This window comes from Streptomyces sp. NPDC008150, from assembly GCF_042956945.1.
Taxonomy (GTDB): Bacteria; Actinomycetota; Actinomycetes; order Streptomycetales; family Streptomycetaceae; genus Streptomyces.
The window spans coordinates 1195593-1209528 of the sequence record NZ_JBIBHJ010000001.1 but is presented as its reverse complement, the minus strand read 5'-3'; the positions used below and the strand labels follow the sequence as shown (position 1 = coordinate 1209528).

11 protein-coding genes are annotated in these 13936 nt (G+C 72.2%); 5 read left to right on the top strand and 6 right to left on the bottom strand.

The features are described 5' to 3' along the window. The first annotated feature begins 59 nt into the window (after window positions 1–59). Window positions 60–1439, top strand: coding sequence for an MFS transporter (locus ACFZA0_RS05255; RefSeq protein ID WP_391011477.1), 1380 nt, complete (start codon window positions 60–62; stop codon window positions 1437–1439). 103 nt (window positions 1440–1542) lie between these two features. Here the strand turns inward: ACFZA0_RS05255 and ACFZA0_RS05250 are convergent, their stop codons facing one another. Further along, window positions 1543–3072: an aldehyde dehydrogenase family protein gene (locus tag ACFZA0_RS05250; RefSeq protein WP_391011474.1), complete on the bottom strand. Its 1530-nt coding sequence runs from the start codon at window positions 3070–3072 to the stop codon at window positions 1543–1545. A gap of 131 nt (window positions 3073–3203) precedes the next feature. Here ACFZA0_RS05250 and ACFZA0_RS05245 point away from each other — a divergent pair, with 131 nt between their 5' ends. Beyond that, window positions 3204–3974, top strand: a complete 771-nt coding sequence (locus tag ACFZA0_RS05245; RefSeq protein WP_391011471.1) for an IclR family transcriptional regulator C-terminal domain-containing protein — start codon at window positions 3204–3206, stop codon at window positions 3972–3974. 103 nt (window positions 3975–4077) lie between these two features. Next, complete coding sequence (locus ACFZA0_RS05240) at window positions 4078–5538, top strand: penicillin-binding transpeptidase domain-containing protein (RefSeq protein ID WP_391011468.1); 1461 nt, start codon at window positions 4078–4080, stop codon at window positions 5536–5538. Window positions 5539–5588: 50 nt separating this feature from the next. On the opposite strand, the gene ACFZA0_RS05235 is transcribed toward ACFZA0_RS05240, so the two are convergent. Next, window positions 5589–7040, bottom strand: coding sequence for a solute carrier family 23 protein (locus ACFZA0_RS05235; protein ID WP_391011466.1), 1452 nt, complete (start codon window positions 7038–7040; stop codon window positions 5589–5591). A 220-nt stretch (window positions 7041–7260) separates the two neighbouring features. On the opposite strand from ACFZA0_RS05235, the gene ACFZA0_RS05230 reads away from it, so the two are divergent. Both ACFZA0_RS05230 and ACFZA0_RS05225 read left to right on the top strand, forming a co-directional pair. Beyond that, window positions 7261–7827, top strand: coding sequence for a SigE family RNA polymerase sigma factor (locus ACFZA0_RS05230; RefSeq protein ID WP_391011463.1), 567 nt, complete (start codon window positions 7261–7263; stop codon window positions 7825–7827). Next, window positions 7824–8570, top strand: a complete 747-nt coding sequence (locus ACFZA0_RS05225; protein ID WP_391011460.1) for a hypothetical protein — start codon at window positions 7824–7826, stop codon at window positions 8568–8570. The genes ACFZA0_RS05230 and ACFZA0_RS05225 overlap by 4 nt, the downstream gene beginning before the upstream one ends. Window positions 8571–8851: 281 nt before the next feature. On the opposite strand, the gene ACFZA0_RS05220 is transcribed toward ACFZA0_RS05225, so the two are convergent. The 4 genes from ACFZA0_RS05220 to ACFZA0_RS05205 form a co-directional block, all read right to left on the bottom strand. Next, the gene (locus ACFZA0_RS05220; protein ID WP_391011456.1) at window positions 8852–9643 is read right to left on the bottom strand and encodes an HAD family acid phosphatase; all 792 of its coding nucleotides are present in this window, start codon (window positions 9641–9643) and stop codon (window positions 8852–8854) included. A gap of 114 nt (window positions 9644–9757) precedes the next feature. Next, complete coding sequence (locus ACFZA0_RS05215) at window positions 9758–10942, bottom strand: pectinesterase family protein (protein WP_391011453.1); 1185 nt, start codon at window positions 10940–10942, stop codon at window positions 9758–9760. Window positions 10943–11046: 104 nt separating this feature from the next. Further along, a complete protein-coding gene (locus tag ACFZA0_RS05210; RefSeq protein WP_391011450.1) occupies window positions 11047–12387 on the bottom strand; it encodes a polysaccharide lyase family 1 protein in 1341 nt (446 codons plus the stop codon). Window positions 12388–12553: 166 nt separating this feature from the next. Beyond that, complete coding sequence (locus tag ACFZA0_RS05205; protein WP_391011447.1) at window positions 12554–13891, bottom strand: extracellular solute-binding protein; 1338 nt, start codon at window positions 13889–13891, stop codon at window positions 12554–12556. Window positions 13892–13936: the final 45 nt, after the last annotated feature.

Below are 13936 nucleotides of genomic sequence, written 5' to 3'. Positions count from 1 at the left end.
CCGGACGTATGGCATTCGGGCCACTACTGTACGCCGCCCCGGCTCAGCACGATGAATCCATGACCACGCGACCGTCACCGCACCTGTCCCTGGAAGAGCCCGAACTCCGCCGCACGGAACCGGAGTCGGGGCCGCACCCGCGGTCGGCGGGGCCGACCCTCGGCGCCTCGCTGCTGGGGTTCGCGCTGATCTGCCTCGACTCCTCGATCGTGAACGTCGCCCTGCCGGCGATCGACGGCTCGCTGGGCGGCGGCATGGCCGGGCTCCAATGGGTGGTCGACGCCTACACGTTGGCGTTCGCCGCGCTGATGCTGTCGACCGGGGCGTTCGCCGACCGGGTCGGGGCGAGCCGGGCCTGCGCGTCGGGCATCGCGCTGTTCACGCTCGCGTCGGCGGCGTGCGGCCTGGCCCCTTCCCTTCCGGTGCTGGTCGCCGCGCGCGTCGTGCAGGGCGTGGCCGCGGCACTGGTGCTGCCGGCGTCGCTGGCCCTGGTGCGCCGCGCGTACCCGGAGCCGGCCCGGCGGGCGCGGGCGGTCGCCACGTGGGCGGCCGGCGGCTCCGTGGCGGTCGCGCTGGGCCCGGTGGCGGGCGGGGCGCTGACCACGGCGTGGAACTGGCGCGCCATCTTCTTCGTCAACCTGCCGCTGGGGGCCGTCGCCCTGCTCCTGCTGCTGCGGGCACCCCGGTCGCCGCGCCGGCCGGCGCCGCTGGACCTGCCGGGCCAGGTGACGGCGGCGGTGGCCCTCACGGCGCTGACCTTCGCGGTGATCGAACGCGGGCCGGCGGGGCTCGCGGCCCTCGGCATCGCGGTCGTGGCGGCGGCCCTGTTCGTGCGGGGCGAGGGACGCCACCCGCACCCGATGGTGCCGCTGGGACTGTTCCGCAGCGGCGCGGTGCGCACCGCCGTGTTCGCGGGGATCGCGTGCAGCGTGGCGTTCTTCGGGTCGGTGTTCGTCTTCTCGCTGTTCTTCCAGCAGGTGCAGGGCCGTTCGGCACTCGTCTCGGGGCTGCTGTTCCTGCCGATGACGGGGCTGATCGCGGTGACGAACGTCGCCGCGGGCAAACTGACGGGGCGCTACGGCGCGCGTGTACCGATGCTGGCCGGTCAACTCATCGCGATCGCGGGCCTGTTGACGCTGCTGGTGGTCGGCGCGGGGACGCCCGGCCCGGCCGTGGCGCTGCTGCTCGTACCGCTGGCGTTCGGCTGCGCGCTGACCGTGCCGCCGCTGACCGCCCTGATGATGGACGCCGTCCCCGCCGAGCGGGCGGGCCTCGCCGCCGGTGTCCTGAACGCGGCCCGGCAGACGGCGGGCGGCCTCGGCATCGCGGTGTTCGGCGCGCTCGTCGCGCACGGCTTCGCGACGGGGATGCGGACGGCCCTGCTGATCGCGGTGGCGCTGCTGGCCCTGTCGGTCCTCGTCACGGCACGGCGGCGGTAGAACGAGGGGCCGGCCGTCAACGCCGCGCGGGCACCCGTGACGTCACGTCACCGGGTGCCCGTGCGGTGTCGGCGCGGCACGGTCGGCCGCCCCGACGGGTGGTTCAGCGTTCGAGTCGGCCGTCGTACCGCCGGGGCAGGCCCAGCGGGTTGTCGTCGCGCAGTTCCGGCGGCAGCAGTGCCTCCGGGGTGTTCTGGTAGGCCACCGGGCGCAGCCAGCGTTCGATGGCGGTGCCGCCGACCGACGTCGAGGTGGACGTGGTCGCCGGGTAGGGGCCGCCGTGGTGCTGGGCGGGGGCGACGGCGACGCCGGTGGGCCAGCCGTTGACCAGGACGCGTCCGGCGAGCGGGGTGAGTTCGGCGAGGATCTCGGCGCCGCGGCCCTCGCCGGCGGCCTCCGCCTCGGAGAGCTGGACCGTCGCGGTCAGGTTGCCGGGGAGGCGGGAGAGCACCGCGCGGGCCTCGTCGTCGTCCTCGTAGCGGGCGACGACGGTGACCGGGCCGAAGCACTCCTCCAGGAGCAGGTCGTACCCGCCCTCCTCGGCGAGGCGGGCCGCGGGGACCGTGAGGAAGCCGGGGCTGACGCTGTGCTCGCCGCCCGCGCCGGGGGTCACCGGGGAGTCCACGTCGGGGAGTTGGGCGCGCTCGGCGACGCCGGCGACGAAGTTGTCGCGCATGCGGTGGTCGAGCAGCACGCCGGACCCGGTGTCGCTGACGGCCTCGGTGAGGGACTTCAGCAGGCGGTCGCCGCCCTCGCCCGCCGGGGCGAGGACGAGGCCGGGCTTCACGCAGAACTGGCCGACGCCCATGGTCATCGAGCCGGCGAGACCCGCGCCGATGGCCTCCGCGCGCTCGGCGGCGGCGGCCTCGGTGACGACGACGGGGTTGAGGGAGCCGAGTTCGCCGTGGAAGGGGATCGGCACCGGGCGGGCCGCCGCCGCGTCGAACAGGGCCCGGCCGCCGCGCACGGAGCCGGTGAAGCCGGCCGCGGCGACGAGCGGGTGCTCGATCAGTTCGATGCCGGCGTCGAGGCCGTGCACCAGGCCGACCACGCCGTCCGGGATGCCGTGCTCGGCGGCGGCGCGGCGCAGCAGGCTGGCGACCAGCTCGGACAGCGCGGGGTGGTCCGGGTGGGCCTTGACCACGACGGGGCAGCCGGCCGCGAGGGCGCTGGCGGTGTCGCCGCCGGGCACCGAGAAGGCGAACGGGAAGTTGGACGCGGCGTAGACGGCCACGACACCGAGCGGCACCTTGTAGCGGCGCAGGTCGGGGATGGGCGGGGTGGCCGTGTCGTCGGGGTGGTCGATGACGACGTCGAGGAAGGCGCCCTCGTCGACGAGGGTCGCGAAGGCCCTCAACTGGAAGCAGGTGCGCGCGAGTTCACCGGTGAGCCGGGTGAAGCCGAGCGCGGTCTCCGCGTCGGCGGCCTCGACGAGGTGGTCACGGGCGCCCTCCAGCCGCTCGGCGGCCGAGCGCAGGAACGCGGCACGGACGGTGCGGTCGGCGAGCGCCCCGCGGGCGGCGTGCGCGGCGCGGACGGCGGTGTCGACCTCCTCGGCCGTCGCCTCCGTGGCGACCTGCTCACGCTGCTTCCCGGTTCGGGGGTCGACGCTCCAGACTGGTGCTGCTGCCACCGGGGGTTCCTCCACACGTCATGCCGTATTCGGTACCTGCGCCATCAGGTGCGTTCGATATACTGAACGCCGTCTCTGCTGGTGAACTCTCCTCGGAGACTATTTCCCGGCGAACGAAGGGGTCAAGGGCGATGGCTGGCGACACGGCGGGCGGCGCACAGGTCAAGTCCGCGGTACGGACGGTCGAGCTGCTGGAGTACTTCGCGGGCCGCCCCGGCATGCACTCCCTCGCATCGGTGCAGGAGGCCGTCGGTTACCCCAAGTCCAGCCTGTACATGCTGCTGCGCACGCTGGTGGAGCTGGGCTGGGTGGAGACCGACGCGACCGGCACCCGGTACGGCATCGGCGTGCGGGCGCTGCTGGTGGGCACGTCGTACATCGACGGGGACGAGGTGGTCGCCGCGGCCCGCCCGACGCTGGACCGCCTCTCGGACGACACCACGGAGACCATCCACCTGGCCCGCCTCGACGGCACCAACGTCGTCTACCTCGCCACCCGCCAGTCCCAGCACTACCTGCGCCCGTTCACCCGGGTCGGGCGCCGGCTGCCCGCGCACTCCACCTCGCTGGGCAAGGCGCTGCTCAGTACGTACAGCGACGAGCAGGTCCGCAAGCTGCTCCCCGAGTCGCTGCCGGCGCTGACCGAGCACACCATCACGGACCGCGAGAAGCTCGTCGAGGAACTGCACCAGATCCGCGAGCAGGGCTTCGCCGTGGACCGCGAGGAGAACACGCTGGGCCTGCGCTGCTTCGGCGTCGCGGTCCCGTACCGCACCCCGGCGCGGGACGCGATCAGCTGCTCGGTGCCGGTGGCGCGGCTGACACCGGCGCACGAGCAGCTCGTGAAGGACGCGCTGTTCGACGCCCGCGACAGGCTCACGCTGGCCACGCGCAGACTCTGACCGGCGGCCGGACGGCCGGGAGCCGTCCGGACTTGATGAGCGGCCGATGAGAAATGTGCCGGTGGGGAACGATTCGGCCCCCGCCGCTCGTCCTTGTCCCCGTATGAACAGGACCATCAGGCGGGCGTCCGTCTTCACGCTGCTGCTCGTGGTCGCCCTGCTCGCCAGGGCGACCTGGGTGCAGTTCTACGACGGCAAGGCACTCGCGGACGACAAGGACAACCGGCGCAACGTCATCGCGACGTACTCGGCGCCCCTCGGCAACATCATCGTGGGCGGCAGGGCGGTCACCGGCTCCGCGCGCACGGGCGACGGCAGCGACCTCGCCTACAAACGCACCTACAAGGACGGCGAGCTGTACGCCGCGGTGACCGGATACGCGTCGCAGAGCTACGCGCCGACCCAGCTCGAAGGCATCTACCAGGACCTCCTCAACGGCACCGACAGCCGGCTGCGGACCGTCATGGACACGGTGACCGACAAGCGCGCCGACCCGGGGAACGTGGTCACCACGATCGACCCGGACGTGCAGAAGGCAGCGTACGACGCGCTCGGCGACAAGAAGGGCGCGGCGGTCGCGATCGACCCGGCCACCGGCAAGATCCTCGCGGTGGTCTCGACGCCCTCGTACGACCCGGCGTCGCTGACCGACGCGGACACCGCCGGTTCGGCGTGGAAGAAGCTCAACGCCGACGCGGACAAGCCGCTGACGAACCGGGCGCTGCGCCAGCCGCTGCCGCCGGGTTCGACGTTCAAGCTGGTCGTCGCGGCGGCGGCGCTGGAGAACGGGCTGTACTCGTCGGTCGACGAGAAGACCGCGAGCCCCAACCCGTACACGCTGCCGGGCACCTCCACCGTGCTCTCCAACGAGAGCGCGAGCGCGCCCTGCGAGAACGCGTCGATCCGCGTCGCGCTGGAGTACTCGTGCAACACCGTCTTCGCGAAGATGGCGGCGACGCTCGGGCAGGACAAGGTGCGGGCGACGGCCGAGAAGTTCGGCTTCGACGACAGCACGCAGGACACCCCGGTCCGCGCGTACGCGAGCGTGTACCCGACGAAGATGGACGACGCCGAGACGGCCCTGTCGGGCATCGGCCAGTTCGACGTCACGGCGACGCCGCTCCAGATGGCGATGGTGTCGGCGGCGATCGCGAACGACGGCAAACTCGTCTCGCCGCACATGGTGTCCCAGATCACCGACGGCGGCGGTGACGTGCTGAAGGACTACGACGACGACACCTCGACCCAGCAGATCGTCAGCTCGTCGACCGCCCGGCAGCTCCAGTCCGCGATGCAGTCGGTGATCACGGACGGCACGGGCACCAACGCGCGGATCCCCGGCGTCACGGTGGGCGGCAAGACCGGTACGGCCCAGCACGGCGAGAACAACAGCAAGACGCCGTACGCGTGGTTCACGTCGTACGGGAAGTCCGACTCGACCGGCAAGGAGGTCGCCGTGTCGGTGCTGGTGGAGCAGTCGGACGCGGCCCGCTCGGAGGTCAGCGGCAACGGGCTCGCGGCACCGGTCGCGAAGGCCATGATGAAGGCGGCCCTGAAGAGCTGACGGGTGGGGCGGGTGCCGCGCGGCACCCGCCCCCTCCCCCGCCCCGCGGCCTACTTCACGCCGAGGATCTGCTCGATCGGGTCGATGGCGAAGTACACGACGAACAGCGCGCCGGTGGCCCACAGCAGCCAGTGGACGTCCCTGGCCCTGCCGAGCACGGTCTTGATCAGCACGTAGGACACGAAGCCCGCGCCGATGCCGTCCGTGATCGAGTACGTGAACGGCATGACGGCGATGGTCAGGAACGCCGGGATCGCGATGTCGTAGGAGTCCCACTCGATGTGCCGGACCTGCGTCATCATCAGGAAGCCGACCACGACGAGGGCGGGGGCCGCCGCCTGGAGCGGCACGATGGTCAGGACCGGCGTCAGGAACAGGGCGAGTGCGAACAGGCCGCCGGTGACCAGGTTGGAGAAGCCGGTACGGGCGCCCTCGCCGACACCGGCCGCGGACTCCACGTAGGCGGTGGCCGAGGAGGCCGAGGCGGCGCCGCCCGCGATGGCGGCGGCACCGTCGATGAGCAGGACGCGGCCGAGGTTGGGCACCCTGCCCTCGTCGTCGAGGAGGCCGGCCTCGGAGCTGATGCCGACGACCGTGCCCATCGTGTCGAAGAAGTCCGACAGCACCAGCGTGAAGATCAGCAGGACGACGGTGACCGCGCCGGTCTGGCCGAACGCGCCGAACGGGCTGAAGTGGCCGATGAGCCCGAAGTCGGGGGAGGCGACCAGGTCGTCGGGCACCTTGGGCGTGGTCAGGCCCCAGCTCTTGATGTCGGCGATCGAGTCGATGACGATCGCGAGGACGGTCATGGCGACGATGCTGATCAGGATGGCGCCCTTGACCTTGCGCGCGAGCAGCCCGATGGTCAGCAGCACGCCGAGGCAGAAGACGAGGATCGGCCAGCCGGCCAGCGTGCCGGTGCCGCCGAGCTGCACCGGGACCGTGGTGTTCGCGGCGTCCGGGATGCGGGAGACGAAGCCGGAGTCGACGAAGCCGATGAAGGCGATGAACAGGCCGATGCCGACGCTGATCGCCTGCTTCAGCCCCTGCGGGATGGCGTGCATGATCGCCTCGCGCAGGCCGGTCACCACCAGGACGCAGATCACCACGCCTTCGAGGACGACCAGACCCATCGCGTCGTCCCAGCTCATCAGCGGGGCGATCTGGAAGGCGACCACGGCGTTCAGGCCGAGCCCGGCGGCCAGCGCCAGCGGCAGGTTGCCGCCGACGCCCATCAGGACGGTCATGACGGCGGCCACCAGGGCGGTGGCGGTGGTGAGCTGGACGGCGTCGAGGTGGTGGCCGAACTTGTCCTTGGCGCTGCCGAGGATGATCGGGTTCAGGACGAGGATGTAGGCCATCGCGAAGAACGTGGTCAGACCGCCACGTATCTCGCGGCCGAAGGTGGAGCCCCGCTCGGAGATCCGGAAGAACCGGTCCACTCCGTTCGTCGCCGGCGGCGCGGCACTTGGCCGGTCGGCCACCTGCTGGGTGTCGGACATGACAGTAACTCCTCGTTCCCGATCGGTCGGTGCGCGGATGCAGGCTGGATTGTGCCTGGTGTTGAACCTGTTTCAGGTTTTCCCCGTGTTACGGATTGGGGGGCGCCCACGGTACGCGGGCCCGCCGGGCGGGACGTGACCGCTGGTACAGTGCCCAACTCCGTGCGTCAGTGCGGGTGTTCGACGTCGAGGAACGCTGGGACGCTGCGAGGAGCCGGCCGTGGGGACAGCCGTCGACGACGACGCCTCCGGGGAGTTCCACGCCTTCTTCGAGCGCCACTACGCCGAACTGTCGAGACTGGCGGCCATGTTGACCGGTGAACCGGACGCCGCCGACGACCTCGCGGCGGACGCGCTGCTCGCGCTCTGGAACCACTGGGACCGGGTGCGGTCCGCGACGCACCCGGCGGCGTACGCCCGCGGGGTGGTCGCCAACCTGGCGCGCAGCAGGATCCGCGGGGCGGTGCGCGAGCGGCGCCGGGTCGCCCTGTTCTGGGCGGACCGCACCGAGGGGGCCGAGGATCCCGACGTCGCGGACGTGGTGGACGTCCAAGTGGCCCTGCGCGCACTGCCGTTCCGCAAGCGGGCCTGCGTGGTGCTGCGGCACGCCTTCGACCTCTCGGAGCGGGACACCGCGCTGGCCCTCGGGATCTCGGTCGGGACCGTGAAGAGCCAGACGTCCAAGGGGATGGCCGAGTTGCAGCGCGCGCTCGGCGGCCGGGGCGCCCCCGAGCGGGTGCACGCCGCGATGGCGCGCACCGGCGGTGCGACGGGAGGGGACCGATGACCGCCCGGCCGGACGGACACGAGGAGGTGCGCGCCCGGCTGCGCGGGGCGGCCGGCGCCCATCACCCCGACCGCGCACGGATGCTGGCCCGCGTCGAGCGGGGCATGGCCCGGCCGCCGCGCGAGCGGGCCGGGCCGAGGCCCCGCCCGGTGCTGGCGGGCTGGGCCGGGGTGGCGGCGACGGTCGCCGCGGTGGCGGGCGTGCTGGCGGCCGGCGGCTACGCGGTGACGTCCGCGGTACGGGACCCGGCACCCGCCGGCCGGACCGCGGCGGCCTCCGCCGTCCCGGCACCGGCGGCACCGTCCCCGCCGCGCGCGCGGGCGTCCGGCGCCCCGCACGCGGGGCCGCTGCGGTCGGCGGGGGCGGTGGACTCCCACAGCAACGCGTACTGGGCGCAGAGCGACCTGACCGTCACGGTGTCGGCGCGGCTGACGTCGTTCTCGGTGCGCCTGGACGTCGCGCTGACCGCCGGGGTGAAGTCGACGGGCGCGTGGCTGACGCTTCCGGAGGACGACTTCACGCGCACGGTCACGGAGGCCGACGGGTTCCTCCGCTACGAGTGGGTCCTCCGGCCGGGGCGGACGGTGCCCCCGGGCGAGTGGGTCTTCGCGGCCCAGTACGACCACGCGCAGGGCTCGCGGGACGCCGGCGACGACACCTACACGGCGACCGGCACGGCCGAGGACGGCCAACGGGGCGCGGTCACGGGCCACTTCACGGCCGAGACCGCCAACAGCCGCTGACCCGGCCCGGATCGAGCCGAACCGGGCCGCGCCGGCGCCCGCGTGGGACGAGAGGCGTTCTTCCGGCAACCTTTCCCGGCCGGGCGGCGACAGACGGGTGTGGACGAGCCGCTCCGTCCACGTGTCCACCGGCGGACGGTCCCCCCACCGCCCCCCGGAGGACCCCCGCGAGACCGGCCCGAGCCCCCCTCGGCCGGCCTCGCGGGAACGCCCGGCACGGGAACGCCCCCACCGGTGACCGGTGGGGGCGTTGCCGCGAGGTGCCGTGGAGCCGAGGGTGCTCAGCTCACGTAGTACGTCGGGTTGGGCAGCTTGAACGTCTTGTCCGCGTAGCCGCCGTCGAGGTCGGAGTACTGGTCGCCGAGGTTGGCGACGATGTCGTACCCGAGGGACTCGATGTGCTTGCGGGTGCCGCCCTTGTACTGCACGGTCGTGCAGGTCCAGGTGCCGGGCGTCGCGCAGGCGCTCAGGTAGGCGGGCGGGTTGGCCGCGTCCTTGAGGAACATGTGCGCGCTGTCGAGGTTGACGTCGGCGCCGATCTTCTTCAGGTTCTCCACGGCGGCGGAGCGCTGCGCCTCGTTCAGGCCCGAGTTGTAGAAGACCTCGACGCCCTTCTTCTCGGCGTACTGGACGAGTTCGGCGCTGCCGAAGACCGCGGGGCGGTTCGCCTGGTTCACGTAGGCGGCCCAGGTGGCGGAGTTGTACGTGTAGTTGTAGCGCTTCTCGTAGTCGAGGCTGAGCAGCAGGGTGTCGTCGATGTCGAAGACGACGGCCGGCTTCTTGCCCCGGTGGTGGTTGCGGGCGGCCTGGTCGATGGTCTTCCGGGCGGCCGCGTCGACGCGCGCGAGGTCCTTGGCGTACGGACTGGTCGGCGACGCCTGGTACACACCGGCGCTGTCGGCGGTGGTGCCGTAGTAGGTGTCGATGTCCTTGACCAGGAGCCCGATGTTGTACGGCTCGTGGGTGGAGTTGACCGTCGACTGGCCGGCGGTGGCCACACCGGTGCCGTACAGGGCGGCACCGGCGACGGCACAGCTGGCGGCGATCGCCGCGATACGCAGTGGCTTATGCATGACAGGTTTCTACGCGCGTAACCGCGGTCCGCGCGAGGGGCGTTATCCGATCGATACGAGCCGGACCGCCCACGTATCCCCGCGCGGGGAAACGCAGTTGCCGCCGCGGGCCGGTCAGCGGCCCCCAACCCCGCGCGCCCAGGGGGCCGTTCGGGCCTCCGTCCAGGGTGCCCAGTCGCCGAGGTACACCGCCCGCGTCGCCGACTCGGCCTGCGCACGCGTGAGTTGGGGGCGGTTGGCGGGGACCGTGACGCGGGCTCCCGGGCCCGTGTCGCGGTGTTCGGCGAAACGCATCGACTGCCACGGGTAGGCGTCCGACATGTTCGTGTACGGCGCGGCGGCGTCGATGCCGGGACCGAGCCACGTGTCCCGGACCGTGAGCATCGGGCGGGCGGTGGTGTCCGAGCTGGGTACCCAGGGGCGGGCCAGCTTGTAGAAGGCGTCGGGGGCGTCGCCGGTGATCCTGCCGTGCGTGACCAGGTAGCCGTACGGGTTCGCGACCGCCGTGGAGGGGGCGAACACGAAGCCGTACGGGGCCGACGCCAGGTCCGTGCGGTTCAGGGTGTGGAAGTGGCAGCGCTCGAAGACGGCGGTGGCCCGGCCGAAGACGAAGTCGACGTCCCCCTCGGCGTAGCAGTCCGCGTAGTACTGGCGGGCGAACACGGTCAGGGCCGACGAGTCCGCGTACAGGGTGTCCTGGTGGCCGAGGAAGCGGCAGCGGTGGAAGGCGGCCCGGTCGCCCTGCACCTTGATCGCGACTGCCTGGGTGCCGGTGATCTCCGGATGGTCGGCGCGCAGCCAGTCGTTGGCGAACGTGACGCCGACGGCGGTGAAGGCGTCGCCGCGGATCAGTGTGGTGGCCGACCCGGAGGTGCCGTAGGTGCCCGAACCGTCGGGCTTCGGCGTGCCGTTGGCGTTGTCGTACACGATCACGACGTCCCGCGGGTCGTCGCCGGCGCCGATCCAGGTGGTCCCGGCGGCGGTCACGGTGACCGTCTCGCGGTAGACGCCCGGCGCGATCACGAGGATCTGCCCGGTCGCGGTCGCCGCGTCGACGGCGGGCCGGACGGCGGTGAAGTCGCCGCGCCCGTGGGGGTCCACGTACAGGGTGGCGGGGGTCAGCCGGGCGGCGGGCGAGCCGTACCGGCCGAACGGGCGGGCGCGGGGGCCCCGCCGGGCGGCGGCCGGCAACGCCCGCGCGGGCGTTGCGGTCAGGGCGAGGGCGGCGCCGGCCGCGGCGGTGCCGGTCAGGAACCCTCTGCGGGACAGGGCGCGGCGCGGGAGTGCGGGCGAGGGCATGCGGGTGCTCCTTCGCGTGCGGGCGACGGGACGGGGACGGTGGTCCGGGGCGCCCGGCGTGCTCGCCGGCCGGGCGCCCCGGACGTTCGGGGTGACGGAGCGGTTCAGCCGAGCCGGCCGGCCCCGGCACCGCCGTCGACGACGCGGGCGACGTTCCTGACCGGGTCGACGTGCGGACGCAGTGTCGGGGTCCAGCCCGCCCCGGAGCCGAGGGTGTTGTCGGGGTTGGCGGCGTTCCAGGCGGCGAGCAGGTCGGTGCGGACGCCGTTGACGAGGTTGTCGTTCACCGTCAGCGAGCCGTCGTTCCACTTCATCAGGATCTGGCCGGCGGTGATGCCCGGGGCCAGGGTGAACGCGTTGTGCTCCGCGACGAGTTGGGATTCGAGACCGACGCCGTAGCTGTAGCCGTAGCCGGTCTTCGCGACGAAGTGGTTGTTGTAGGAGTCGACCTGCCCGAAGCGGACCCGGGGCGCGCGCTCGACCAGGTTGGAGAACAGGTTGTGGTGCAGCGTGACCTTCAGGTGGCCGCGGTCGATCGCCGCGGTGGCGGCGCTGTCGCTGTTGCCGATGAGGATCGTCTTGTCGTGGTCGGTGAACCTGTTCCAGGACGCGGTGACGTAGTCGGCGCCCTTGACGATGTCGAGCTCGCCGTCGTGCTGTTCGAAGATGCGGCCGAAGTAGGTGGGCAGCGTGCTGTCCGGGTGGTCGCCGTCGGTGAACGTGTCGTGGTCGAGCCACACGTGCGTGGCGCCGGTGACGACCGCGCTGTCGTACTCGGAGTTCCAGTTGCCGGTGTCGCCGTCGGTCGGGTCCCACTGGGGGAAGCAGTCCAGCGGGGTCTCGAAGGACAGGTTGCGGACGATGACGTTGTCGACGGTGTTGATCTGGAGGCTGGCGCCCTTGAGACCGGAGTGCCTGCCGACGCCGATGATGGTGGTGTTGGCGGGGACGTTCGCCTTGATCGCGGTGTTCTGCCGGGCGGCCGAGGCGCGGCGCAGACCCTCGGGGCTGTCGGCGGGCTCCGCCTCCAGGTCCTGGTCGTACCCCCAGTTCTCGGGCGAGTACTTGGCGAGGTAGGCGTCGAAGTCGTAGCCGGGGACGGCGAACGCGGCGCAGCCCTCGGCCTCGGCGTCGATGATCCCCTTGATCCGCACGATCCTGGGCGCGGTGCCGGGGTCGGCGAGCGCGGCCTTGAACTCGGCCCAGGTGGTGACGGTGTGGACGTGCGCGGCGTCGGCTGCGGCCCCGCCGGTGGTACCGGTGGTGGACGACGCCCAGCCGTCCCCGGCCGGCAGCACCTGGCGTGCGGGGGCGGGCGGGTGGTGGGCGCCGCCCCGGGAGTGGGCGGTGGCCGGGCCGGTGGCCGCGAGGACCAGCGCCGTGCAGCCGGCCAGCAGGGCGACGACGCGCCCGTGGTTTCTGTGGAGGTGCAGGGGTGTACGCACTGTGCGGCTCTCCTTGCCTGTACGGCCGGGGCGGCGGTCGCCCCGGCCACGGTGGTGTCCAGGACTGCGGGGTCGTACGGGTCGTGCGGAGGGACCTGGCGTGCGGGGGGTGCGGTGCCCGGGTGGGCGGGCTGCGGCGCGGGCCGTGACGCCCGCGCCGGCCGGGCTAGTTGTTCTTCTTCCAGTCCGCCTGCGCGGCGTTGATCTGCTCGGCGAAGGTCTTCAGGAAGTCCTCGGCGCTGAGCTTGCCGAGCAGGACCTTCTGGAAGGCGGGCTCGTTGTCGGCCTTGGAGACGGTGTTCCAGTCCGGCAGGTAGTACGGCAGCTGCACGATCTTGGTCTTGGTGCCGTTCAGCGCCTCGGCCGCCAGCTTGGTCGCCTCCGACTGCTGCACCCAACCGTCCTTGGCGGCCTCGGTGTTGGCCGGGACCTGGCCCGCCGACTCGTTCCACTTGCTGTTGGCCTCGTGGGACGCGGCGAACTCGATGAACTTCCACGCCGCCGTCTTGTTCTTGCCGGACTTGAACAGGCTGAGTCCGTCGACGGGGTTGGAGACCTGCACGCGGGTGCCGTCGTCGAGCGTCGGGTTGGGAATGCCCTTGAACTTGCCCTCGCCCAGCGCCTTCAGGTGGTCCTGGTAGGAGCCCAGGTTGTGGCTCAGCATGCCGATGTCGCCGCTGTCCCACTGCGCGACCATCTTGGTGAAGTCGTTGTTGACGTCGGCGGACGGGGTGTCCTTCTTGTAGAGCGCGACGTACTTCTTCAGGGCGGCGACGTTCTTCGGGTCGTCGACCGTCGTCTTGTCACCGTTCCAGAAGGAGGTGATCCCGCTCTGCCCGTACATCGCGTCCAGCGCCTGCGCGATGGAGCCCTCGCCGCCGCGGATCGTGTAGCCGAACTTGTTGTGACCGGTGTCGGTGAGCTTGCCGGCGGCGGTGAAGAACTTCGTCCAGGTGGTGGGCGCGTCCAGCCCGGCCGAGTCGAACAGGTCGGTCCGGTACCAGAGGGTGCCGTTGTTGGCGGAGGTCGGCACGGAGTACATGTGCTCGCCGCCGCCGGCCGCCTTGACGCTGTCGACGAAGTTCTGGCTGAGCTTGCCGGTCAGGGGGCTCTTGGCGAGCCGCCCGTCCAGCGGCTCCAGGGCGCCCTGCGCGGCGACCTCGGCGAGCATCGCGGTGCCCACACCGCCGACGTCCGGCAGGCCGCCGCCCTGGATGGCGGTGTCGTACTTGGACTGGATGTCGGCGGCGGGCACGCCGACGTACTTGACCTTGATGTCCGGGTACTTCTTCTCGAAGTCCGCGATGATCTCCTTCCAGACGTCGGTGCGGACACCGCCGTTGTTGTCCCAGAAGGTGATCTGGCCCTTGCCCGACCCGTCGCCGCCCTTGTCCCCCGCGCTGCCGCCGCCGTCGTCGCCGCAGGCGGTGGCGGTCAGCGCGAGTACGGAGCCCAGGGTGACGGCCAGGACGGCACGCCTGCTGCTGCGGATGCTGGTCTTCATGGATCGGCTCTCTTCTTCCGGATCGTCCGACGGAGCGGTTCGGTG

Bases quoted from the DNA above. Each gene is read 5' to 3' on its own strand.
- ACFZA0_RS05255 (WP_391011477.1), top strand. From the start codon at position 60: ATGACCACGCGACCGTCACCGCACCTGTCCCTGGAAGAGCCCGAACTC.
- ACFZA0_RS05245 (WP_391011471.1), top strand. From the start codon at position 3,204: ATGGCTGGCGACACGGCGGGCGGCGCACAGGTCAAGTCCGCGGTACGG.
- ACFZA0_RS05240 (WP_391011468.1), top strand. From the start codon at position 4,078: ATGAACAGGACCATCAGGCGGGCGTCCGTCTTCACGCTGCTGCTCGTG.
- ACFZA0_RS05235 (WP_391011466.1), bottom strand. From the start codon at position 7,040: ATGTCCGACACCCAGCAGGTGGCCGACCGGCCAAGTGCCGCGCCGCCG.
- ACFZA0_RS05225 (WP_391011460.1), top strand. From the start codon at position 7,824: ATGACCGCCCGGCCGGACGGACACGAGGAGGTGCGCGCCCGGCTGCGC.
- ACFZA0_RS05220 (WP_391011456.1), bottom strand. From the start codon at position 9,643: ATGCATAAGCCACTGCGTATCGCGGCGATCGCCGCCAGCTGTGCCGTC.
- ACFZA0_RS05215 (WP_391011453.1), bottom strand. From the start codon at position 10,942: ATGCCCTCGCCCGCACTCCCGCGCCGCGCCCTGTCCCGCAGAGGGTTC.
- ACFZA0_RS05205 (WP_391011447.1), bottom strand. From the start codon at position 13,891: ATGAAGACCAGCATCCGCAGCAGCAGGCGTGCCGTCCTGGCCGTCACC.